Origin of the sequence: Cupriavidus yeoncheonensis, assembly GCF_905397275.1 — a bacterium.
Lineage (GTDB): Bacteria > Pseudomonadota > Gammaproteobacteria > Burkholderiales > Burkholderiaceae > Cupriavidus > Cupriavidus yeoncheonensis.
Genome location: NZ_CAJPUY010000006.1, coordinates 64,629 through 84,340, shown reverse-complemented (window position 1 = coordinate 84,340; position 19,712 = coordinate 64,629). Strand labels below are relative to the sequence as shown.

25 protein-coding genes are annotated in these 19,712 nt (G+C 67.7%); 10 read left to right on the top strand and 15 right to left on the bottom strand.

The annotated features are described in order from the left end of the window. Positions 1–64: 64 nt before the first annotated feature. Positions 65–766 (bottom strand): orotate phosphoribosyltransferase, encoded by a 702-nt coding sequence (gene pyrE, locus KHO22_RS09825; protein WP_211946943.1) that lies wholly within the window; start codon positions 764–766, stop codon positions 65–67. A gap of 30 nt (positions 767–796) precedes the next feature. Here pyrE and KHO22_RS09820 point away from each other — a divergent pair, with 30 nt between their 5' ends. After that, complete coding sequence (locus KHO22_RS09820) at positions 797–1,573, top strand: exodeoxyribonuclease III (RefSeq protein ID WP_211946942.1); 777 nt, start codon at positions 797–799, stop codon at positions 1,571–1,573. A gap of 9 nt (positions 1,574–1,582) precedes the next feature. Here KHO22_RS09820 and KHO22_RS09815 read toward each other — a convergent pair whose 3' ends face one another. Next, positions 1,583–1,984, bottom strand: a complete 402-nt coding sequence (locus KHO22_RS09815) for a type II TA system antitoxin MqsA family protein (RefSeq protein WP_211946941.1) — start codon at positions 1,982–1,984, stop codon at positions 1,583–1,585. A gap of 13 nt (positions 1,985–1,997) precedes the next feature. Next, positions 1,998–2,294 (bottom strand): type II toxin-antitoxin system MqsR family toxin, encoded by a 297-nt coding sequence (locus KHO22_RS09810; RefSeq protein ID WP_211946940.1) that lies wholly within the window; start codon positions 2,292–2,294, stop codon positions 1,998–2,000. A gap of 171 nt (positions 2,295–2,465) precedes the next feature. On the opposite strand from KHO22_RS09810, the gene argC reads away from it, so the two are divergent. Next, positions 2,466–3,413, top strand: coding sequence for an N-acetyl-gamma-glutamyl-phosphate reductase (gene argC / locus KHO22_RS09805; RefSeq protein WP_211946939.1), 948 nt, complete (start codon positions 2,466–2,468; stop codon positions 3,411–3,413). A 70-nt stretch (positions 3,414–3,483) separates the two neighbouring features. On the opposite strand, the gene KHO22_RS09800 is transcribed toward argC, so the two are convergent. After that, complete coding sequence (locus KHO22_RS09800; protein WP_211946938.1) at positions 3,484–4,443, bottom strand: M48 family metallopeptidase; 960 nt, start codon at positions 4,441–4,443, stop codon at positions 3,484–3,486. Between the two features lie 121 nt (positions 4,444–4,564). Between KHO22_RS09800 and KHO22_RS09795 the strand changes: the two genes are divergently transcribed. Beyond that, on the top strand, positions 4,565–5,824 hold the full coding sequence (locus KHO22_RS09795; RefSeq protein ID WP_211946937.1) for a muropeptide transporter: 1,260 nt from the start codon (positions 4,565–4,567) through the stop codon (positions 5,822–5,824). Between the two features lie 21 nt (positions 5,825–5,845). Here KHO22_RS09795 and KHO22_RS09790 read toward each other — a convergent pair whose 3' ends face one another. Together KHO22_RS09790 and KHO22_RS09785 are read right to left on the bottom strand one after the other, a co-directional pair. Next, on the bottom strand, positions 5,846–6,697 hold the full coding sequence (locus KHO22_RS09790; protein ID WP_211946936.1) for an acyl-CoA thioesterase: 852 nt from the start codon (positions 6,695–6,697) through the stop codon (positions 5,846–5,848). A 74-nt stretch (positions 6,698–6,771) separates the two neighbouring features. Beyond that, positions 6,772–7,659 carry a DMT family transporter gene (locus KHO22_RS09785; RefSeq protein WP_211946935.1) on the bottom strand — a complete coding sequence of 296 codons (888 nt, stop codon included), beginning with the start codon at positions 7,657–7,659 and terminating at the stop codon, positions 6,772–6,774. 111 nt (positions 7,660–7,770) lie between these two features. Here KHO22_RS09785 and KHO22_RS09780 point away from each other — a divergent pair, with 111 nt between their 5' ends. Then, positions 7,771–8,685: a LysR family transcriptional regulator gene (locus KHO22_RS09780; protein ID WP_211946934.1), complete on the top strand. Its 915-nt coding sequence runs from the start codon at positions 7,771–7,773 to the stop codon at positions 8,683–8,685. A gap of 29 nt (positions 8,686–8,714) precedes the next feature. On the opposite strand, the gene metW is transcribed toward KHO22_RS09780, so the two are convergent. The 5 genes from metW to argB all read right to left on the bottom strand — a co-directional run bounded on the left by metW (position 8,715) and on the right by argB (position 13,408). Continuing rightward, positions 8,715–9,326: a methionine biosynthesis protein MetW gene (metW, locus tag KHO22_RS09775; protein WP_211946933.1), complete on the bottom strand. Its 612-nt coding sequence runs from the start codon at positions 9,324–9,326 to the stop codon at positions 8,715–8,717. Then, on the bottom strand, positions 9,323–10,495 hold the full coding sequence (gene metX, locus KHO22_RS09770; RefSeq protein WP_211946932.1) for a homoserine O-succinyltransferase MetX: 1,173 nt from the start codon (positions 10,493–10,495) through the stop codon (positions 9,323–9,325). Before metX ends, metW begins: the two co-directional genes overlap by 4 nt. 286 nt (positions 10,496–10,781) lie before the next feature. Continuing rightward, positions 10,782–11,447, bottom strand: a complete 666-nt coding sequence (gene slmA, locus KHO22_RS09765; RefSeq protein ID WP_211946931.1) for a nucleoid occlusion factor SlmA — start codon at positions 11,445–11,447, stop codon at positions 10,782–10,784. Beyond that, positions 11,444–12,412 (bottom strand): pyrimidine 5'-nucleotidase, encoded by a 969-nt coding sequence (locus KHO22_RS09760; protein ID WP_211946930.1) that lies wholly within the window; start codon positions 12,410–12,412, stop codon positions 11,444–11,446. The genes slmA and KHO22_RS09760 overlap by 4 nt, the downstream gene beginning before the upstream one ends. A gap of 78 nt (positions 12,413–12,490) precedes the next feature. After that, the gene (argB, locus tag KHO22_RS09755) at positions 12,491–13,408 is read right to left on the bottom strand and encodes an acetylglutamate kinase (RefSeq protein ID WP_211946929.1); all 918 of its coding nucleotides are present in this window, start codon (positions 13,406–13,408) and stop codon (positions 12,491–12,493) included. 259 nt (positions 13,409–13,667) lie between these two features. Here argB and KHO22_RS09750 point away from each other — a divergent pair, with 259 nt between their 5' ends. From KHO22_RS09750 to KHO22_RS09740, 3 genes are read left to right on the top strand one after another with little or no spacing between them, the layout of a single operon-like run. Beyond that, positions 13,668–14,258 (top strand): sigma-70 family RNA polymerase sigma factor, encoded by a 591-nt coding sequence (locus KHO22_RS09750; RefSeq protein ID WP_211946928.1) that lies wholly within the window; start codon positions 13,668–13,670, stop codon positions 14,256–14,258. Between the two features lie 18 nt (positions 14,259–14,276). Continuing rightward, the gene (locus KHO22_RS09745; RefSeq protein ID WP_420839585.1) at positions 14,277–14,528 is read left to right on the top strand and encodes a zf-HC2 domain-containing protein; all 252 of its coding nucleotides are present in this window, start codon (positions 14,277–14,279) and stop codon (positions 14,526–14,528) included. Beyond that, the gene (locus KHO22_RS09740; RefSeq protein ID WP_211946927.1) at positions 14,525–14,743 is read left to right on the top strand and encodes a cysteine-rich CWC family protein; all 219 of its coding nucleotides are present in this window, start codon (positions 14,525–14,527) and stop codon (positions 14,741–14,743) included. Before KHO22_RS09745 ends, KHO22_RS09740 begins: the two co-directional genes overlap by 4 nt. On the opposite strand, the gene KHO22_RS09735 is transcribed toward KHO22_RS09740, so the two are convergent. Then, on the bottom strand, positions 14,728–15,270 hold the full coding sequence (locus KHO22_RS09735) for a DMT family transporter (RefSeq protein WP_211946926.1): 543 nt from the start codon (positions 15,268–15,270) through the stop codon (positions 14,728–14,730). The genes KHO22_RS09740 and KHO22_RS09735 overlap by 16 nt on opposite strands. 96 nt (positions 15,271–15,366) lie before the next feature. Between KHO22_RS09735 and KHO22_RS09730 the strand changes: the two genes are divergently transcribed. After that, complete coding sequence (locus KHO22_RS09730; RefSeq protein ID WP_211946925.1) at positions 15,367–16,302, top strand: LysR family transcriptional regulator; 936 nt, start codon at positions 15,367–15,369, stop codon at positions 16,300–16,302. Here the strand turns inward: KHO22_RS09730 and KHO22_RS09725 are convergent. Next, a complete protein-coding gene (locus KHO22_RS09725; protein WP_211946924.1) occupies positions 16,266–16,445 on the bottom strand; it encodes a hypothetical protein in 180 nt (59 codons plus the stop codon). The two genes, KHO22_RS09730 and KHO22_RS09725, sit on opposite strands and share 37 nt — an antisense overlap. A 24-nt stretch (positions 16,446–16,469) precedes the next feature. Next, entirely contained in the window at positions 16,470–16,946 is a 477-nt protein-coding gene (locus KHO22_RS09720) for a copper chaperone PCu(A)C (RefSeq protein ID WP_211947142.1), read from the bottom strand. A gap of 170 nt (positions 16,947–17,116) precedes the next feature. Here KHO22_RS09720 and KHO22_RS09715 point away from each other — a divergent pair, with 170 nt between their 5' ends. Then, the gene (locus KHO22_RS09715) at positions 17,117–18,472 is read left to right on the top strand and encodes an ATP-binding protein (protein WP_211946923.1); all 1,356 of its coding nucleotides are present in this window, start codon (positions 17,117–17,119) and stop codon (positions 18,470–18,472) included. Continuing rightward, positions 18,469–19,080 carry a response regulator transcription factor gene (locus tag KHO22_RS09710; RefSeq protein WP_211946922.1) on the top strand — a complete coding sequence of 204 codons (612 nt, stop codon included), beginning with the start codon at positions 18,469–18,471 and terminating at the stop codon, positions 19,078–19,080. The genes KHO22_RS09715 and KHO22_RS09710 overlap by 4 nt, the downstream gene beginning before the upstream one ends. A gap of 54 nt (positions 19,081–19,134) precedes the next feature. On the opposite strand, the gene KHO22_RS09705 is transcribed toward KHO22_RS09710, so the two are convergent. Continuing rightward, entirely contained in the window at positions 19,135–19,425 is a 291-nt protein-coding gene (locus tag KHO22_RS09705; RefSeq protein WP_230426817.1) for a hypothetical protein, read from the bottom strand. Positions 19,426–19,712: the final 287 nt, after the last annotated feature.

The following is a 19,712-nucleotide window of genomic DNA, read 5'->3' as shown; positions in this document are numbered from 1 at the left end:
GAGTCCTGCTGCGACGCCGCGCCCCCAGGACCGGTCCAGGGGCGGCCATGCGCCGGGATTCAGGTCAGACGCCGTAGCGCTGCCGGTAGGCAGCCACCGCCTCGCGCGAGGCCGACAGCGACGGATTGTTGGATGCGTCGAGATAGGCCAGCAGGTCCTTCAGGCTGGCAATGGCGATCACAGGCACGCCGTATTCGCGCTGCACGTCCTGCACCGCCGAGTGCGTGCCGATCTGCTCGGCCGTTCCGCTCTTCTCCATGCGGTCCAGCGCGATCAGCACGGCGGCGGGTTCGGCACCCGCGGCGCGGATCAGCTGCATCGATTCGCGCACCGAGGTGCCCGCGGAGATCACGTCATCGATGATGACGACCTTGCCCTGGAGCTTCGCGCCGACCAGCGTACCGCCCTCGCCATGGTCCTTGGCTTCCTTGCGGTTATAGGCGAAGCCGACGTCACGCCCCATGCCGGCCAGCGCCACCGCAGTGGCCGAGGCCAGCGTGATGCCCTTGTAGGCCGGCCCGAACAGCACGTCGAACTGCACGCCCGAGGCCAGCAGGGTTTTCGCATAGAATTGCGCCACCTGGCCCAGCATGGCGCCCTGGTTGAACAAGCCGGCATTGAAGAAGTACGGCGACTTGCGTCCGGCCTTGGTGACGAACTCGCCGAAGGACAGCACGCCGGCGTCCAGCGCGAAGCGGATGAAGGTCTGGCTGAGATCCGGCTGGCCGGCCTGCTGCGCGGTGGAAGGCGTCGTCTGCTGCGTCATCTTTTCTCTCTGAATTCAAAAATTTCCCGCATGTTACGGATTATCAGCGCCAACCTCAACGGCATCCGCTCCGCGTCCAAGAAGGGCTTTTTCGAGTGGATGGGCAAGCAGGACGCGGACATGGTCTGTGTACAGGAACTCAAGGCACAGGCCGCCGACATGACAGAGGCGTTCCTGGCGCCACATGGCTACCACGGATACTTCCACTACGCCGAGAAGAAGGGCTACAGCGGTGTCGGCCTCTACACACGGCACAAGCCCGAGCGCGTGATTACCGGCTTCGGCAATCCCGAGTTCGATGGCGAGGGCCGCTACGTCGAAGTGCAGTACCCGCACCTTGCCGTGATTTCCGTCTATGTGCCATCGGGCTCGAGTTCGGAGGAGCGCCAGCAGGCAAAGTTCCGCTTCATGGAGGCCTTCCTGCCCCACCTGCTTCAGCTGAAGGCCAGCGGGCGCGAGATCGTCCTGTGCGGCGACGTCAACATCGCGCACAAGGAAATCGACATCAAGAACTGGAAGGGCAACCTGAAGAACTCGGGCTTCCTGCCGGAAGAGCGCGCGTGGATCGGCGCGCTGTTCGATACGCACGGCTATGTCGACGTGTTCCGCCAACTGGACCCGCGCCCCGAGCAATACACATGGTGGAGCAACCGCGGCCAGGCCTATGCCAAGAACGTCGGGTGGCGTATCGATTACCACCTGGCCACGCCAAAGATCGCCACCACGGCGCATCTGTGCTCGATCTACAAGGACGAGAAGTTCAGCGACCACGCGCCGCTGTCGATCGATTACAACTATCCCCTGTGACAGCGGGCTTCACGCCGCCCGGACTTCCGCGAGGAGTTCGGGATGGCGGTCGAGCAGCTTCAGGAGCTTGACGAGGGCTAGCGGCGGCTTTGTCTTGCCGGTTTCGTAGCGGGAGAAGCCGTTGATGCCCCCGCCAAAGATCTCCGCCGCCTCGCGCTGATCAAGGCGGAGTTTCTTGCGCACGCCCACGATATATGCCGGATCCACGAATGCGGCATTGACCTCTCGATTGAATGCTTTCATCAGCTTCATCACCCGGTCGCTCTCCTCACAGTCAGTCAGGTATTCGTCACAGACCGGACAAAACTCGCCACGCACCTGCTCCAGCAGCGTGGTTTCACCCCGATAGGTGTGGGGAATGTTGCGGACATCGGCCACCAGTTCGGCGCCGCCACATGTGGGACATCTCATTACGCAACTCCATTCATCGCGCCTTGAATGACACGACCAGCAGGCCTTCGCTCACGGTCAGCTTAAGGTAGACACAACCATGACGCGTGACGGGACGGTAGACGTCGTGCCAGACGGTGTGATCTGAATATGTGGTCATGCTTTTGTAGAAGTCGGACGGCTGTAGCGTTCCAATCACCCCAAGCAGGCTCGTCATGTCAAAGCCCAGCGCTTGGGCCCCATCGCGCGCGGATCGTGTCAGCGTGACCCGTTTCGCAGTCACAAGCTCCCTGCCCCGCCAGAGCGGATAGTGCGCCACCCCCTTCTCCATGCACATTAACCTACTAGGTTAAAACCCGCAAGCGGCAGACCATGCCAGATCGCAATAATCCAATCGGTACAAACCCCTGCGACCGGCCCCCAAGCCCGCTACAATGCAGGTTCGCCCCTGCGCCCGGCAGGAGATGTTTCGCATTCCCGCATTTCAAAGAGCGAGTCCGCCATGGTTTTCAAAGTGTTCGTCGATGGTCAGGAAGGCACTACCGGTCTCCGGTTGCTTGACTATCTTTCCGGTCGTTCCGACGTTGAACTGCTGCGCATTGCAGAAGACAAGCGCAAGGACCCGGCTGAGCGAGCACGCTTCCTGAACGCCGCGGATGTCGCCTTCCTGTGCCTGCCGGATGTGGCCTCGCGCGAGGCCGTGTCGCTGGTGACCAACCCGAATACCTGCGTGATCGACGCCAGCACGGCGTTCCGCACCTCGGACAACTGGGCCTACGGCCTGCCGGAACTGGTGCGCGGCCAGCGCGAGAGGATCCGCGCGAGCAAGCGCATCGCGGTGCCGGGCTGCCACGCCAGCGCCTTCGTGCTGGCGGTGCGCCCGCTGGTGGATGCCGGCGTGCTGCCGCGCGACTACCCGGTGTCGGCGTTCTCGCTGACCGGCTACAGCGGCGGCGGCAAGAAGATGATTGCCGACTTCGAGGCCGGCGGTAACCCGAAGCTGCACAGCCCGCGCCCGTACGCGCTTGGCCTGCAGCACAAGCACCTGCCCGAGATGCGCGTGCAGGGCGGCCTGGCGTCGGACCCGATCTTCAACCCGATCGTCGGCAACTTCCTGAAGGGCCTGGCGGTGACGGTGCCGGTCTTTGCCGATCGTCTCGCGCGCAAGGTCAGCCCGGAACAGATCGTCGACATCTATCGCCAGCACTATGAAGGCGAGCAATTCGTGCGCGTGCTGCCGTACAACAGCGACGCCAATCTCGATGACGGCTTCTTCGACGTGCAGGCCAACAACGACACCAACCGGGTCGACCTGTTCGTGTTCGGCACGCCCGAGCGCCTGAACCTGGTCGCGCGCCTGGACAACCTGGGCAAGGGCGCGGCCGGCGCGGCGGTGCAATGCATGAACGTGCATGTGGGCGCCGACGAGGCGACCGGTCTGCAGGCCTGACCGCTGCCTGACCGCCCTCCCGCTCAAACAGAAAAGCCGGCATTGCCGGCTTTTTTGCTGCCGGGAAAGCTCAGCGTTTCAGCGGCCGCTGGCGATCGTCGTCGCCGGAATCGACCGGCGCGTCGCCGAGGTTGGCCATATTGGCGCGATACGGCGGCAGGTGATCCACCGTGGTGTTGATGGCCCGCGCGTAGAGCGGCAGCACCTCGGGCATGTGTTTCTCGAGCTCGGCAATGCGGCTGCGCCCGGATGGGTGCGTCGACAGGAATTCGGAGCCGGACTGCGTGACCTTGGCCATCTTCTGCCACAGCGTCACGGCCGCGCGCGGGTCATAGCTGGCGCGCGCGGCGATATCCATGCCGATCAGGTCGGCCTCGCTCTCGTCCGCGCGCGAGAAGCGCAGCGTCAGCAGGTGCGCGCCGGTACCCAGCGCCATATTGCCGAGATTGCCAAAGCCGAACAGCTGCGAGACGACATTGGCCCCAAGATTGGTGATCTCCGACTTGGCGGCGCGCTCGCGCGCGTGCTCCTGCAGCGCGTGCGCGATCTCGTGGCCCATTGCCATCGCGATCTCGTCGTCGGTCAGCTTGAGCTGGTCGAGCAGGCCGGTGTAGAACGCGATCTTGCCGCCCGGCATGCAGAAGGCGTTGACCTGCTTCGAGCCAATCAGGTTGATCTCCCACTGCCACTGGCGCGCGCGCTCGTTCCAGCGCACGGTTTCCGGCAGCAGCCGCTTGCCGATTGCGCGCAGGCGCTGCAGCTGCGGATTGCTGTCGCCGGCCAGCGCATGCTTGGCGATCGCCTCCTGCTTGATCTGCTCGTATTCCTGCGCGGCCTGCTGCTCGATGACCTCGACCGGCACGATCTTGCGCACCGCGGAGGCGCTGCGCTCCAGGCGGACGCCGCCTTCCTGGTCTTCGCCCTGCTGCGCCAGCGCCAGCGGTGTCACCGTGATCGCCGCGCCCACGGACAGCGCGCAGGCCATGCGGGACAGGACAAGGCGCGGAACACCTGGCTGGTGGCGGGACATCTTCGGTTCCTTGGGGGCAGTAGGGAAAGCCGGGGGCAGCCGGACACTAAGCGGGCAAACGGGTGATGCAATAATACACGGCGCCCACGCAGCCGCGCGGCGCCATCCGCCCACGCCATCCATGACTTTCCAGGACTATCTCGACATCTTCCGCAACCGCCGCATCGGCGCCATGCTGGCGCTGGGCTTCGCCTCCGGGCTGCCGCTGGCGCTCACATCCGGCACGCTGCAGGCCTGGATGACGGTAGAAGGGCTCGACATCAAGACCATCGGCTTCTTCTCGCTGGTGGGCCAGGCCTATATCTTCAAGTTCCTGTGGGCGCCGCTGATGGACCGCTACACGCCGCCGCTCATGGGCCGGCGCAAGGGCTGGCTGCTGGTCACGCAGCTCGGGCTGGTTGCGGGCATCGCCGCCATGGCGTTCTGCCCGCCGCGCGAAGCGCTCTGGACGCTGGCGGCCCTGGCCACGCTGGTGGCCTTCCTGTCGGCGTCTCAGGACATCGTGTTCGACGCCTATAGCACCGACGTGCTGCGGCCGGCCGAACGTGGCGTGGGGGCGGCCGTCAAGGTGCTGGGCTACCGGCTGGCGATGCTGGTTTCCGGCGGGCTTGCGCTGTGGCTGGCGGACCGCGTGATGGGCTGGCCGCAGATGTACCTGCTGATGGCCGCGCTGATGGGCGTTGGCATCGTCACGCTGCTGTGGGCACCCGAGCCCGACGTGCCGGCGCGCGCGCCGCGCTCGCTCGAAGAAGCCATCGTCGGCCCGCTGCGTGATTTCTTCTCGCGCCCCGGCGCGTGGTGGCTGCTGCTGCTGATCGTGCTCTACAAGCTCGGCGATGCCTTTGCGGGCAGCCTGTCCACGACCTTCCTGATCCGCGGCGTCGGCTTCTCCGCCGGCGAGGTCGGCATCGTCAACAAGACGCTGGGGCTGGCCGCGACCATCGTCGGCGCGCTGTTCGGCGGCACGCTGATGGTGCGCCTGGGCCTGTACCGCTCGCTGATGCTGTTCGGCGTGCTGCAGGCGGTGTCCAACCTGGGCTACTGGATCCTGTCGGTGACGCCGCCGCACCTGTGGTCGATGGGCGCCACCATCGCGATCGAGAACCTGTGCGGCGGCATGGGCACGGCGGCGTTCGTGGCGCTGCTGATGACGCTGTGCAACCGCTCGTTCTCCGCCACCCAGTACGCGCTGCTGTCGGCGCTGGCCTCGGTGGGCCGCGTCTATGTCGGTCCGACGTCCGGCTATATGGTGGAGGCCTGGGGCTGGGCGCCCTTCTATCTCGGCACGGTGCTGGTGGCGCTGCCCGGCGTGCTGCTGCTCTGGGCCATGCGCCGCACCGTCCATCGCTACGAGGCCCAGGCGCGCGAGGCGATCGCCTGAGCCACGGTCCCCGGACCTGCCTTACTCCTTGTAGTACACGATCTGGTGCGACGTGGCGAGCAGTTCGCCGCCCGCGCTCCAGACCTGCGCGCTCTGGTCGAAAAAACCCTGGCGGAACACCTGGGCCTGCGCGCTGCACAGCACGTGGCTGTCGCCCAGCGCGGCCAGCGTGGCCGCATCGGCGTGGAAATACGTGGTCAGCGACACCGTGCCAGCCGGCACGAAACCGGCACGCTTGAGGAAGATGCGCGGGTAGAAGCTGTCGCACCATGCGGCCATGGCCGGAAAGTCCGGCGTGCGCGCCGGCTCGTCGCGCAGCCAGAACTGCGTCAGGCTGTCCGGGTGTTCCGTGCCCGGCTCCGTGGTCGGCCTGGCGCCGCGGAACGGGCGCATGTCATAGGACTTGAGCCAGCGCACCGGCGCAAATCCGGCCATGGCCGGGACTTCGTCCGCCGCGGGAGCCTCGGGCCGCACCGCCTCCCCGCACGACCATGTCTCGCGCCGCAGCGAGAACACCGCGGTGGCCGTGGTGGCCACCGCATCGCGCTGGCGCAGCTCGATCTGCCAGTGCTGGGTCGAGCGGTTGGTGCGGGTGGGTCGCGCCTCGATCTCGAACGGCCCTTCGGCAATCGGCCCCGCGAAGTTGACCGTCAGCGCGAGCGGATCGCCCAGGCGCTCGGGATGCTGCAGGGCGGCCTGCAACAACGTGGCCGCCGTAATGCCGCCGAATGGCCCGATCATGTTCCAGTAGGCCGGCGTGGTGCGGCCCAGGAAGCGATGCTCGCCGGCTGGCTCGAGCACGAGCGCGTCGTCAAAGGGATGAAGCAGCGTGCCAGCGGCAGCGGCGGTAACGGTCTGGGGCGCGAGGGTCATGGCAAATAGCACGGTCGTTCGATATCCTGCCTACACTAACCGTAGTCAGGGTCCGCGTCAACGCCAATCCGCCGTCAGCTCCTGGCGCGGATCCGCAGCGGCACGGTCCAGCCAAGCTGGTTGGCGATCACGCCGAGCAGGACCAGCCCCATGCCGGCGAGCTGCAGCGGCCCCAGCACGACGTGAAAGACCGCCACGTCGATGACAATGGCGACCAGCGGGTAAATGAACGACAGCGTCGCGATCGACACCACGTTCAGTCGCTGGAAGGCGCCATAGAGCAGCGTGTACATGAACCCGGTATGCACCAGGCCAAGCGCCAGCAGCGCCGCCCAGGCGCGCCCGTCGAAGCTGGCCACGGCCGGGTGCGCCAGGGGCGCCAGCATCAGCACGCCGATCACCATCTGCAGTCCGGCGATCTGCCCGGGCGGAATGCCCTTCAGCCGCCGCGTGGCCAGCGTGGTGATGGCGTACAGCAACGCCGCCAGCATGGCCAGCCCGATCCCGGCCAGCATCGAGATGCCCTGCGCCCCGTGTTCAAGGCCGGTGATCAGCATCACGCCCGCGAATGCCAGCAACAGCCACGGCAGCCGGGCGAACGGGAACGGCTCGCGCTGGAACAGGGCTGTCAGGACCAGCAGGAAGAACGGCTGGGTGTGATAGACCACGGTGGCGATCGAGATCCCGCTGTAGGCATAAGCCGAGAACAGGCACAGCCAGTTGAGAATCAGCGTCACGCCGCCGAGCGCCAGCCAGCCCATGCGCGCCCGGTCGAGCCGCACCCAGCCACGCTGCAGCGTCAGCACGCCAAGCAGCGACGCGCCGCCGAACACGCAGCGGAAGAACACCACGTCGAGGGTTGGCTGGCCACTGGTGACCACGAACCAGCCGATGGTGCCCGACAGCGCCATGGCGGCGACCATGCGCCAGGTACCGCCGGCGCCCGCTTGTTGAGAGGTCATGAAATGCTCCGGTGAATCCGTGACGGCATTGTTCCACCATGCCATGCAGTCAACAATCCAGCCGGAACTCAATTAGTATTTGACTTCACGTCACAAAAAGCGGAGCCCGCCATGCAGGCTGCCTCACTGAATGCGATGGCGGTGTTTGCGCGCGTGGTGGAATGTGGCAGCTTTTCCGCCGCCGCGCAGGACCTGGGCATGACGCCGTCGGCCGTCAGCCGCCATGTCTCGCGGCTGGAGGCCACGCTCGGCGCCAGTTTGCTGCAGCGCACAACACGGGCCTTTGCACTGACCGAACTCGGCCACGCCGTCTATGCGGCCTGCGCGCGCATGACGGCAGCCGCGCGCGAGGTTTCCGCGCTCGGCACCGACCATGCCGGTGAACCGCACGGCGTATTGCGAGTCAGCGCCCCGGTCGTGTTCGGACAGACCTGGCTGGCGCCGCGCCTGCCGGCCCTGCTGGCGCGCTACCCGGCGCTGGAGTTGCAGCTGACGCTGGCCGACCGCATGGTCGACCTGGTGGAAGAAGGGCTGGATGTGGCGATCCGCATCGCGCGCGAGCTGCCGCCTGGCCTGGTGGCGCGGCCGTTGCGCGACGTGCGCTACCGCCTGGTGGCGTCACCGGCGTGGGTGCGCGAGCACGGGGCTCCGGCGCGGCCGGAAGAACTGCCGCACGCGCGCTGCCTCTATCTGGGCTATGGCGCGTTCGGCGAGCGCTGGTCGCTGCGGCACAGGGGCGCGGGCGATCGCGATAGCGTCACGGTGCGCATCCCGCCGCGCTTCACGCTCAACAACAGCGTAGCGATCGTGGCCATGGTCGAACGCGACGCGGGCATCGGGCTGGTGCCCGACTTCTCCGCCGCGGACGGCCTGGCGGCGGGGCGGCTCGTCACGGTGCTCGATGATTGGGACATCCTGGAGCCCTACGTTGGCACCGCCTGTGCGGTGTACACCCCCACGCGGCATGTTCCGCCCAAGGTACGGGCCTTCGTCGACCACCTGGTCGACACGGCGTCAGCCCCTTGACGTCAGTCCGGTCAGTCCGGCCAGTCCGGTCAGGTCGAGCAGACGCGGTACACGGCCAGGCTGCCGCGCCAGTTCCGGCCCCAGTTCACGGTGATGCCTTCGTGCATGACCACGCGGTCGAGCACGCGCAGGCCCACCTTGGGCGCCAGCGCCTCGAAATCGCTGATGGTCAGCACGCGCACGTTCGGCGTGTTGTACCACTGGTACGGCAGCGACTCCGACACTGGCATGCGCCCGCGGAAGACCGACAGGCGGTGCGGCCAGTAGCCGAAGTTCGGGAACGAGACAATGCACTCGCGCCCGACACGCAGCGTGTCGCGCAGCACCTGCGCGGTGTTGTGGATGGTCTGCAGCGTCTGCGACAGGATCACCGTATCGAAGCTCTTGTCCTCGAACAGCGCCAGGCCGCCTTCCAGGTTCTGCTGGATGACGTGGACGCCCTTCTGCGCGCAGGCCAGCACGCCTTCATCGCGGATCTCGATGCCGTAGGCCTGCACTTCGAGTTCGTCCTGCAGGACGCGCAGCAGGCTGCCGTCGCCGCAGCCGAGGTCGAGCACGGTGGATTTGGGTTCGACCCAGCGCGCGATCGCGCGGAAGTCCGGCCGCAACGCCAGGATATTGGGATTGGCGAGGGCGTTCATGCGCCGATCTCCTCTGCGATGCGGTCGTAGTAGGCGCGCATCAGGTTGTGGTAGCGCGGATCGTCCAGCAGGAAGGCATCATGGCCGTGCGGCGCGTCGATCTCGGCGTACGAGACCGGGCGCTTGTTGTCGAGCAGCGCCTTGACCAGTTCGCGGCTGCGGTTCGGCGCGAAACGCCAGTCGGTGCTGAAGCTCGCCACGAGGAAGCTCGCCTGCGTCTGCGCCATCGCCCGCGTCAGGTCGCCGCCGTAGGCCAGGGCCGGGTCGAAATAGTCCAGTGCGCGCGTGATCAGCAGGTAGGTGTTGGCGTCGAAGTACTCGGCGAACTTGTCGCCCTGGTAGCGCAGGTAGCTCTCGACCTGGAACTCGACGTCGAACGAGAAGCGGATGTCGTCGGACTTCAGCTCGCGGCCGAATTTCTCGGCCATGTCCTCGTCCGACAGGTAGGTGATATGGCCGATCATGCGCGCCACGCGCAGGCCGCGCTTGGGCTTCACGCCATGCGCGTAGTAGTTGCCGCCGTGGAAGTCCGGGTCCGACAGGATGGAGCTGCGCGCCACCTCGTTGAACGCGATGTTCTGCGCGGACAGCTTGGGCGTGGACGCGACCACGATGCAGTGGCGCAGGCGCTGCGGATACATCAGGCTCCAGGCCACCGCCTGCATGCCGCCAAGGCTGCCGCCCATCACCGCGGCGAACTGCGTGATGCCGAACGCGTCGGCCACGCGCGCCTGCGCGTTGACCCAGTCCTCCACCGTCACCACGGGGAACATCGCGCCATAGGGCTCGCCCGTGGCGGGGTTGCTGCTCATCGGCCCCGTGGAACCAAAGCACGAGCCCAGGTTGTTCACGCCGATGACGAAGAAGCGGTTGGTATCGAGCGGCTTGCCCGGGCCCACCATGTTGTCCCACCAGCCCACGTCGCGCGGATCGTGCGCGTACACGCCGGCCACGTGGTGCGACGCGTTGAGCGCGTGGCAGACCAGCACGGCATTGGAGCGGTCGGCATTGAGCGTGCCGTAGGTCTCGACCATCAGGTCGTAGCCGGCGATCGACGAGCCGTTGCGCAGCTTCAGCGGCTCCTGGAAATGCATGCGCTGCGGCGTGACGACGCCGACGGAATCATTCGGCAGCGTGAGCGCGGCAGGCGGCAAGGCGACATCAGTCATGGAATCCGACCCGCGCAAAGCGGGCATAAAAAAACCCGACCGGCTGTGCGTGTAAAGCGTCGCAGCCAAGTCGGGCATTCGCGGTGTTCCGCGTGCCGGCGTGAATCCCGATACTGCCTGGGGGGCGCCGACCCAACTTCTTTAGCCGCATTTATATTCGCAGACGGAGGACTACGGGACCCATGGGGACCCTTGGGGGACATTCCGGCTGCCGCGCGCCCGCAAGCCAGTCATCAAATCGGCGCGACCGGCAAATTATAGAGCAAACGGCGCGGCGTGACGCGAACTACCCAAGCAGGACGCGCAACTGCGCTTCCGCGCGCTCGCCGGGCGACTTGCGCAAGCCGCTCTTGGCGTAGCGGTGCCACTGGCCCTGGACATAGGCCATGACCAGCGCGGCGCGCAGCGCGACATCGGCGTCCGCCGGGAACGCGCCCTGCGTCACGGCGATCTTCAGGCACTGGCGCAGCGACGCCTCGATGCGGTCGACCATCTGGTTGATGCGCTCCTGCAGGCGCTCGTGCTCGCCCACGAGCGCCTCGCCCGTCAGCACGCGCGTCATGCCGGGGTTCTTCTCGGCGAACGACAGCAGCATGCGCACGATGGCCTGCACCTGGCGCAGGCCGTGCTCTTCGTTCGTCGTGATCTGGTTGATCAGGCCGAATACGGTCTGCTCGATGAAGGCGATCAGCCCTTCGAACATCTGCGCCTTGCTGGCGAAATGACGGTACAGCGCCGCCTCCGATACGCTCAGGCGCGCCGCCAGCGCGGCGGTGGTGATCTTTTCCCCGCGCGGATGCTCCAGCATGGCGGCCAGCGTCTGCAGGATCTGGACGCGGCGCTCGCCCGGACGCGGGCGCTTGCGCGCCGGCGGCGCGCTCTCGCTGGCCTGCGCTTCGCCCTGCCCGTCCGGCAGGACCGCCTCGGGCGGGGTTCCGTTGCTTTCCGTCATGACCCGGTTCTCCGCATTCTTCGTTGTAGTTGATGCATGGATTGTACTTTTATGTCCACATAGGCCGGCCGGTTCGGCACGCGCGCACGCACGCGCGGCGCGTGATCGGGCTGCGCCTGCGGGGCCAGCGCCGGGCCATCGGCGGCGGGCGGCACCTGGGATTCGGCCGCGACCAGCGTGACCGAATGCTCCTGCGCGGCATGGCTGGCGTGCCGGCGGTCCTCGGCATCGAGCGTCGAGCGCACCGCGGCATCGCCGCGGCTGCCGGCCGTCTCCGGCGCGGGCACCGCGTGCGGGCGCGACGGCGCGATGGTGCGCAGGTAGCCCGTCACCCAGGCGGTGCGGATGCCCATGCCGGCGTAGCGCTTGAGGTGCGACAGCGTGTCTTCCACCAGCACCGCGCGGTGCGGCGCAATGCCGGTCTGCGTCAGCAGGCGGCGCAGCATGCGCCGGTCAGGCTTGGGGCGCAGATGCCCGTGCACCCACATGTGTTCGATCGCCACCACGCGCTCGAAGCAATGGCTGATGCCCGCAATATCGATCACCGCGCGCGCGTAGTCCTGCGGCGCGTTGGTGACGATGATCTTGCGCCCCGGCAGCCGGCGCAGGTGCGCGGCCAGCCCGCGCCGCACGCGCACCATCTCGGCCAGTTCCGGAAACTCGTGCGCGGCGCGCAGGAAATCCGCCGGGTCCACGCCGTGGTGGCGGATCATGCCGAGCAGCGTGGCCCCGTAGCGTTGCCAGTAGTCCACGCGCACGCGGCTTGCCGTGGCATCGTCGCAGCCGAGCACGCGCGCCACGTAGGCGGTCATCAGCCGGTTGATCGCCGGGAAGATCGCGTGCGAGGCGTCGTGCAGCGTATTGTCCAGGTCGAACAGCCACACCGTGTCGCCGGACTGGTCGCCGGCCGGCCGGCGGCGCAGGCGCGCCTGCACGCGGCGCGAAGTGGAATGACTGGAAGGCACGCCGAGCTGTTGGAATTGCAATGGGGGAAGAAGACTGCGGGCGGCGCGCCAGATCGGGCGCCGCCCCGCGGATGCCGCTCAGTGCGAGCGGATCATCGTGCCGAACGCCTGTTCGGTCAGGATTTCCAGCAGCAGCGAATGCTCGATGCGGCCGTCGACGATGTGCACCGAATGCACGCCGCTCTTGGCGGCGTCGAGCGCCGACGAGATCTTCGGCAGCATGCCGCCCGAGATAGTGCCGTCGGCGAACAGTTCCTCGATCTCGCGCGCGGACAGGTCGGTCAGCAGGTTGCCCTTCTTGTCCATCACGCCGGGGATGTTGGTCATCATCACCAGCTTTTCGGCCTTGAGGATCTCGGCCATCTTGCCGGCGACCACGTCGGCGTTGATGTTGTAGGCCTGGCCGTCGTCGGAGAAGCCGATCGGCGAGATCACCGGGATGAAGGCGTCGTCCTGCAGCGCCTTGACCACGGCCGGGTTGATCGCCTCGATGTCGCCCACGTAGCCGATGTCGATGAAGGCGCCCGGGTTTTCGCGGTCCGGCATCTGCAGGCGCTTGGCGCGGATCAGGCCGCCGTCCTTGCCGGTCAGGCCCACGGCCTGGCCGCCGTACTGGTTGATCAGCATCACGATGTCCTGCTGGACTTCACCGCCGAGCACCCATTCGACCACTTCCATGGTCTCTTCGTCCGTCACGCGCATGCCCTGCACGAAGGTGCCGACCTTGCCGACCTTCTTCAGCGCTTCATCGATCTGCGGGCCGCCGCCGTGCACCACCACCGGGTTCATGCCGACCAGCTTCAGCAGGATCACGTCGCGCGCGAAACCGTGCTTGAGCTTTTCCTCGGTCATGGCATTGCCGCCGTACTTGACCACGATGGTCTTGCCGTGGAACTTGCGGATATAGGGCAGCGCCTCTGCGAGGATCTCGGCTTTGAGGGCGGGGGCAATGGCGGCCACCGCAGTCGCGGCAGGTCCGGGGTTGTCGGCGTTCATGGCTTGGGACATCCGTGAGAATCAACAGGTATGATGGCAATTCTGCCGCAGTCCTGGCGGGGAAACTCGCGGGGATCACCCGAAAGTGCACCATAGGGCCACGGCAGGCGCCGATTTTACAAGAATCCGCGAGGCGCGCGGGCAGCCGGCCCCGGAGGCCCGGCATAAGCCGTCCCGATGCGCCGCGTGGCGCACGGCTCGGCGCGCCGGCGTCATCTTTGCGCAACAGCTCCCGATCCCCCGCCGTCCCGCCGCCCCGATGCCTCACGACACCGCCGACCTGGAGTCCCTGCGCCCTCACTTGCTGCGCTTCGCCCGCTTGCAGCTGCGCGACGAGGCGCTGGCCGAGGATGCGGTGTCCGACACGCTGCTGGCCGTGCTGGAACACCCGGAGCGCTTTACCGGCCAGTCGGCGCTGAAGACCTACCTGATCGGCATCCTCAAGCACAAGATCATCGATCTGCTGCGCAGCGGCCGGCGCGAGGTGCGGCTGGCCCTGACCACGGACGACGATGGCGAGCCCCAGTCCGAACAGGATGCCTTCGACGCGCTCTTCACCCGCAACGGCCACTACCAGGACTTGCCGTCCGACTGGGGCGACCCCGACCGGACCCTGGAACGGCGCGAGTTCTTCGAGGTACTGCAGGCCTGCGTCGACCGCCTGCCGGCGAAGACGGCGCGCGTGTTCATGATGCGCGAATGGCTGGAGCTGGAGACCGAAGAAATCTGTCAGGAACTGCAGCTCAGCGCGACCAATGTATGGGTCATCCTGTACCGCGCCCGCATGCGCCTGCGCGAATGCCTGGAGCTGAACTGGTTCGGGCTGCCGCCCGGCGCCAGGGCGCGCTGATCTGCCCCCGAGGAACTCATGTCCGACCCCATGCCCGACTCCATGTCCGACTCGCGCCCACGCCGCCTGCTGCCCGACTGCGAGGAGATCCACCACCTTACGATGAAGGCCATGGACCGCCCGCTCGGCTGGACGGAGCGCGTGCGCATGCGCGGCCATCTGCTGGTCTGCGCGGCCTGCACGCGCTTCGACGCGCAGATGCGGCTGATGCGCTCGGCCATGCACCACATGGGCCAGGAGGATGACGAGCCGCCGGGGAGCCGGCGATGACCGATCCGTCCACCGTCCTCACCGGCCAGCTGCGCCCGGTCGAACACTGCAGCGAATGCGGCGCGGGCTTCGTGTGCGGCTATGCGGCCGGCCTGCCCCGGTGCTGGTGCGCCAGCCAGCCCTTGCTGCCCGCGCGCAGGATCGTGCCGGACCAGCATTGCCTGTGCCCCGCCTGCCTGAAAAAGAGGCAGGCGGCCACTCAGGCGCCGGACTGAAGCGGCGGCGCGGCGTGCGGCCGCGCCTCGTGCGCCGGACTCCACTGCATCACCACCATGCCGGCGACGATCAGCGCCGCGCCGGCCAGGCGCGCCGGCGTCAGCGCGCGCACCGCGAAGCCAGCCAGCCCGAAGTGATCGACCAGCAGCGCCGCCGCCACCTGGCCCGCGACCACCGCGGCGATAAAGCCGCCGGCGCCGAGACGCGGTGCCATAAGCAGCGCCGCCGTGATATAGAACACGCCGAGCACCCCGCCGATCCACATCCACGCCGGCTGACGACCCGCTGCCGGGAGCGCGGGCAGCGGCACCTTGAGCAGCCACAGCAGCGGCAGGATGACCGCAAGGCTGACCAGCAGCGACACCACGGTGGCCCAGAGCGGATGCCCGAGCGCACGGCCAAGCGTGGCGTTGGCGCCTGCCTGGATCGGGATCGCGGCACCGGCCAGCACGGCGGTGGCAAGCGGGAGAAGCAAGTTCACGGGCAAGTTCGCGGGCAAGTTCGCGGGCAAGGTCGGGCCAGACATGGCGCACTCCGGTAAGTAGCAGATTCGATACCCGATAGTGTGAAATTTCGCAGAATGAATTTCCAATTCTGCTTTCATACGTTTAACATTCGCGGAATGAATACCTTACGCGGAATCGATCTGAACCTGCTGGTGGTGCTGGAAGCCCTGCTGGCCGAACGCCATATCTCCCGTGCCGCGCTGCGCCTGCACCTGAGCCAGCCCGCGGTCAGCCATGCGCTGGGGCGCCTGCGCCAGTTGCTGGACGACCCCATCCTGGTACGCGGCAAGGGCGGCCTGGTACCGAGTGCCCGCGCCCATGAAATCGCCGGCCCCCTGGCTGAAGCGCTCGCGCAGGTGCGCATCCTGCTCGGGCCGGGTGGCTTCCAGCCGGCCACGGCGCGCCGCAGCTTCCGCCTGGCCATGTCGGACTATGGTGCGCTGGTGGTGCTCCCGCGGCTGTTGCGCGCCGTGCGCAAGGCCGCGCCGAATATCGACCTGGTGGTGACCCAGGCCAGCCGCGAAGCCATGACGGCGCAGGTGGCCGATGGCGAGATCGACATGGCGCTGGGCGTCTTCACGCACCAGCCGGAAGACGTGCACGCGGCAGCCCTGTTCGAGGAAAGCTACGCCTGCGCGGTCGATGCGGCCACGGTCCGTGACGCGGGCCGGCTGGACCAGGTGGCCTACCTGGCGCGATCGCATGTGCTGGTAGCCACGCACAGCGAGCGTGTCGATGCCATCGACGCAGCGGTCGCCAGAATTGGCGGACGGCGCAAGATCGCCTGCGTGGTGCCGCACTGGAGCGTGGCGCCGGCGCTGATCGCGGGGACGAACCTGGTCCTGACCACCGCGCGCCGCAGCCTGGCCGCGCTGGAAGCGGACCCGCGCTACGCGGTGTTCGATCCGCCGTTCGCGCTCGAGAACTTCACCTTCAGCATGATCTGGCACGAGCGCACGGACGCCGATCCGGGCCATACCTGGCTGCGCGAACGCGTGCAGGCCGCCGCGGCCACTCAGGAATCGGACGAACCGATCAGCTTGCGCGGCTGACGCCGCACCGGCGCCTTGCCTGCCCCAGTGCCGGTCTGCAGCGGACCTGGCTTGCGGCCGCCGCCCTTGTCACGCGGCGGCGGCGCGCCGGTGCCGCCGCGGAACACCATCTTCTGGCGGGTGCCGAGTTGCTTGTTGGCCATCGCGACTCCGCCGTCCGGACGGGCCTAGTGCTTGTGGTCGCCGTGGCCGCCAGAGCTCGCGGCGCTGGCGGTCATGTCACGCACTTCGGCGTTCACCTTCTGCTCGATCACCTTGCCGCCCTGCTCGATCCTGAGCGTGATGGGCACGGTGTCGCCCTTCTTGAGCTGGCCTTTCAGGCCCATCAGCATCACGTGGTAGCCGCCGGGCTTGAGTTCCACGTCCTGCATCTTCGGCAGGTCCAGCGACTGGACCTGGCGCATGCGCATGACGTTGCCTTCCATCTTCATCTCATGCAGCTCGGCCGCCGCGACCGGCGACGACACGCCGACCAGCTTTGCATTCTCATGCGCGTGCAGCACCATGAAGGCGCCCGACGCCGTCTGGGTCGGCACCGTGCCGCGCACCCAGGCGTTGCTCACGTCGACCTGCGCCAGCGCGGCGCCCGAGGCCAGCATGGCGAACGAAGCGGCCAGCGTGGCCGCGCGGAATTTGGCTTGCAGGAATTTGGCTTGCATACAGGACTCCCGGAAAGCAGACATTAGACCATGCCGCCGCAGGCTGGTGCCGGCGCTGCGGATAACCCGATAGTCTGGCAGTGTCGGCACCGCGACCAATGCGGCAAGGTGTCGCACTGGCCGGCGCCCGCGGGCCGCATTGATACACTCGCGGCATGCATGCCGTCCCCGCCGTGACCCACCCGCCAGTCCTCACCGCCTCGCCGCCGCTTCCGGCGGGCCCGGCCGCGCGTCCCAGCCTGGTGAGCCTGCGGCGGCTGTTCTGGCTGCGCTGGGCCCTGCTGGCCGGGCAGGCACTGGGCCTGATGTCGTGCGAGCCGATTATCGGCGTCGCCCTGCCGACCGGCCCGCTGCTGGTGGTCTTCGCCCTGCAGGCACTGTTCAACGTGCTGACCGGCCTGCGCCTGCGGCTGCACACCCGCCAGGGCTCGGCGCCCCGCGAAGCCGAGCTGATGGGCCAGTTCCTCGTGGACCTGACCGCGCTGTCGGCGATCCTGTTCTATACCGGCGGCGCCACCAACCCGTTCGTCTCGTTCTACTTGCCGGGCCTGGCCATCGCCGCGGCCATCCTGCCGTGGCGGCAGGTGGTGGCGCTCGCGTGCTACGCGCTGGCCTGCTACACGGTGCTGCTGTTCGAGTACCTGCCGCTGGACCTGCACGACCCGGACAAGGCGGTGAACTACCACCTCGCCGGCATGTGGCTGAACTTCGTGGCCAGCGCGGTGATGATCGCGTTGTTCGTGGCACGGCTTTCCGGCGTGCTGCGGCAACGCGAGGCGCAACTGCACCTGGCGCGCGAGCAGCTGCTGCGCGAAGCGCGCGTGGAAGACCTCAATGCCCAGGCGGCGGCCGTCGCCCACGAGATCGGCACGCCGCTGGCGACGCTGGCCGTCATCGCCGGCGAACTGCGCGGCGATGCCTCGGACCGCGCGCGCGGCGCCACGCCGGTGGCCGACTACCTGCCGGACCTGCTGACGGTCGAGCAGCAACTTGACCTGTGCCGCACGATCCTGGCGCGCCTGCGCGAGGATCCGGCCACGCTGGAGCCGCAGCGCATCGACGCCTGGCTGGGCAGCTTCGCCGAGCGCTGGCAGCTGCGCCACCCCAGTGCCACGCTGCAAGCCAGCGCCTCGCCGCAGGCGGGCGAACTCGCCATCGAGCCCGCCCGCGTGGGACAGATCCTGACCATCCTGCTCGACAACGCCGCGCGCAGCCAGCAATCGGCCGGACACGCGCAGATGCCGCTGCGGCTGGATATTGCAATCGAGCAGGGCGGCCTCGCGTTCCGCGTCAGCGACCACGGCGACGGCATTCCGCCCGTGCTGCGCGCGCAGTTGGGCGAAGCGCCCGTGGCCAGCCCGCATGGCGGCCAGGGCATTGGCCTGTACCTGGCGCAGAGCGGTGCGCGTCAGATGGGCGGCGGGCTCGCGTGGCGGGACCGCCCCGGCGGCGGCACCATCGCCGAGCTGCACGTGCCGGCCTCTCCTTCCCTTGCAGTCAATCCGTCATGACCGTTACCCACCATCCGGTTCCGGAGTCGATCGCGCCGGCAGGCTCGCCCTTCCTGGTCATCGACGACGATGCCGTCTTCTCCGGCACACTGGCCCGCGCGCTGACACGCCGCGGCTACGCCGTGCAGGTCGCGCACAACACCAGCACGGCGCTGGCGCTGGCCGCGCGCACGGCGTTCGCATACGTCACGCTGGACCTGCACCTGGGTCCGCCGCCCGAGGCGGGCAGCACGGCCGCGGCAGAATCCGGGCTGCAACTGGTGGGGCCGCTGCGCCAGGCCCTGCCGGACGCGCGCATCCTGGTCCTGACCGGCTACGCGAGCATTGCGACGGCGGTCGCCGCGGTCAAGCAAGGGGCGGATGAATACCTGGCCAAGCCCGCGAACGTGGATTCGATCCTCACGGCCCTGATGGCGGGTATCTCGGAAGATGCTGCGGAAGCCGCGCTGGAAGAGCCGGTGCCACTGTCCGTAGCCAGGCTCGAATGGGAGCATATCCAGCGCGTCCTGAACGAACACGGTGGCAATATCTCCGCTACCGCGCGCGCGCTCAACATGCATCGGCGCACATTGCAGCGCAAGCTGGGCAAGCGCCCGGTGTCGCGCTAAAGCCAGCGGCGATCCCCAAAAACCAGCGGCGATCCCTAAGCCGGCGGCGGTCCGTTACAGGCGAAGCTGAACGTAGTCCCACTCGAGCGCGTCGCCGTCGGGGCCGTCGCCCTGCGCGACAACGCGCAAGGCATCGCTCGCGTGGCGGTCCGCCAGCGTGAAAAGCTCTCCGGACTGCAGTGCCAGGGTGGCCGCGGCGACCGCCGCGGCGCCCAGGCTGCCGTGCTTGTGGGAGTGCGCGGCCGCGGCCGCCGGACGCATGCACAGGAAGGCAGTTGCCGCTGCCAGCGTGGCCAGCAGACCGGCAGTAGCGATCATGACGCGGCTGAATTGTGTCTTCACCAAATTTTCCTCCTGCCAGTTGGTAGTTCGAAATGCGGTGGCTCCCGCATCGGCCATTGGGCTCAAGGTGCGCAAGCGTCTCATTGCGCGACGGGTGTGCGCCAGTGTGCTTACCAATGCTTACCAACCTTACCGGCAGGTGGCACCCCGATACGCCCTGACATGAAGCCCTGTCCTATGCGGCCGCGGCACCAGGCTGCGGCACTAAGCCGCATCGGGCTTCGGCGCGCGGCGCCGCGCGCAACGCTAGACTGGCGGGCTGACAAGGAGCACTCCATGCATTTCCCGCT

Excerpts from the sequence above, each read along its gene's own strand:
- pyrE (WP_211946943.1), bottom strand. The coding sequence starts at position 766 with ATGACGCAGCAGACGACGCCTTCCACCGCGCAGCAGGCCGGCCAGCCG.
- KHO22_RS09820 (WP_211946942.1), top strand. The coding sequence starts at position 797 with ATGTTACGGATTATCAGCGCCAACCTCAACGGCATCCGCTCCGCGTCC.
- KHO22_RS09815 (WP_211946941.1), bottom strand. The coding sequence starts at position 1,984 with ATGAGATGTCCCACATGTGGCGGCGCCGAACTGGTGGCCGATGTCCGC.
- KHO22_RS09810 (WP_211946940.1), bottom strand. The coding sequence starts at position 2,294 with ATGGAGAAGGGGGTGGCGCACTATCCGCTCTGGCGGGGCAGGGAGCTT.
- argC (WP_211946939.1), top strand. The coding sequence starts at position 2,466 with ATGGTTTTCAAAGTGTTCGTCGATGGTCAGGAAGGCACTACCGGTCTC.
- KHO22_RS09800 (WP_211946938.1), bottom strand. The coding sequence starts at position 4,443 with ATGTCCCGCCACCAGCCAGGTGTTCCGCGCCTTGTCCTGTCCCGCATG.
- KHO22_RS09795 (WP_211946937.1), top strand. The coding sequence starts at position 4,565 with ATGACTTTCCAGGACTATCTCGACATCTTCCGCAACCGCCGCATCGGC.
- KHO22_RS09790 (WP_211946936.1), bottom strand. The coding sequence starts at position 6,697 with ATGACCCTCGCGCCCCAGACCGTTACCGCCGCTGCCGCTGGCACGCTG.
- KHO22_RS09785 (WP_211946935.1), bottom strand. The coding sequence starts at position 7,659 with ATGACCTCTCAACAAGCGGGCGCCGGCGGTACCTGGCGCATGGTCGCC.
- KHO22_RS09780 (WP_211946934.1), top strand. The coding sequence starts at position 7,771 with ATGCAGGCTGCCTCACTGAATGCGATGGCGGTGTTTGCGCGCGTGGTG.
- metW (WP_211946933.1), bottom strand. The coding sequence starts at position 9,326 with ATGAACGCCCTCGCCAATCCCAATATCCTGGCGTTGCGGCCGGACTTC.
- metX (WP_211946932.1), bottom strand. The coding sequence starts at position 10,495 with ATGACTGATGTCGCCTTGCCGCCTGCCGCGCTCACGCTGCCGAATGAT.
- slmA (WP_211946931.1), bottom strand. The coding sequence starts at position 11,447 with ATGACGGAAAGCAACGGAACCCCGCCCGAGGCGGTCCTGCCGGACGGG.
- argB (WP_211946929.1), bottom strand. The coding sequence starts at position 13,408 with ATGAACGCCGACAACCCCGGACCTGCCGCGACTGCGGTGGCCGCCATT.
- KHO22_RS09750 (WP_211946928.1), top strand. The coding sequence starts at position 13,668 with ATGCCTCACGACACCGCCGACCTGGAGTCCCTGCGCCCTCACTTGCTG.
- KHO22_RS09745 (WP_420839585.1), top strand. The coding sequence starts at position 14,277 with ATGTCCGACCCCATGCCCGACTCCATGTCCGACTCGCGCCCACGCCGC.
- KHO22_RS09740 (WP_211946927.1), top strand. The coding sequence starts at position 14,525 with ATGACCGATCCGTCCACCGTCCTCACCGGCCAGCTGCGCCCGGTCGAA.
- KHO22_RS09735 (WP_211946926.1), bottom strand. The coding sequence starts at position 15,270 with ATGTCTGGCCCGACCTTGCCCGCGAACTTGCCCGCGAACTTGCCCGTG.
- KHO22_RS09730 (WP_211946925.1), top strand. The coding sequence starts at position 15,367 with ATGAATACCTTACGCGGAATCGATCTGAACCTGCTGGTGGTGCTGGAA.
- KHO22_RS09725 (WP_211946924.1), bottom strand. The coding sequence starts at position 16,445 with ATGGCCAACAAGCAACTCGGCACCCGCCAGAAGATGGTGTTCCGCGGC.
- KHO22_RS09715 (WP_211946923.1), top strand. The coding sequence starts at position 17,117 with ATGCATGCCGTCCCCGCCGTGACCCACCCGCCAGTCCTCACCGCCTCG.
- KHO22_RS09710 (WP_211946922.1), top strand. The coding sequence starts at position 18,469 with ATGACCGTTACCCACCATCCGGTTCCGGAGTCGATCGCGCCGGCAGGC.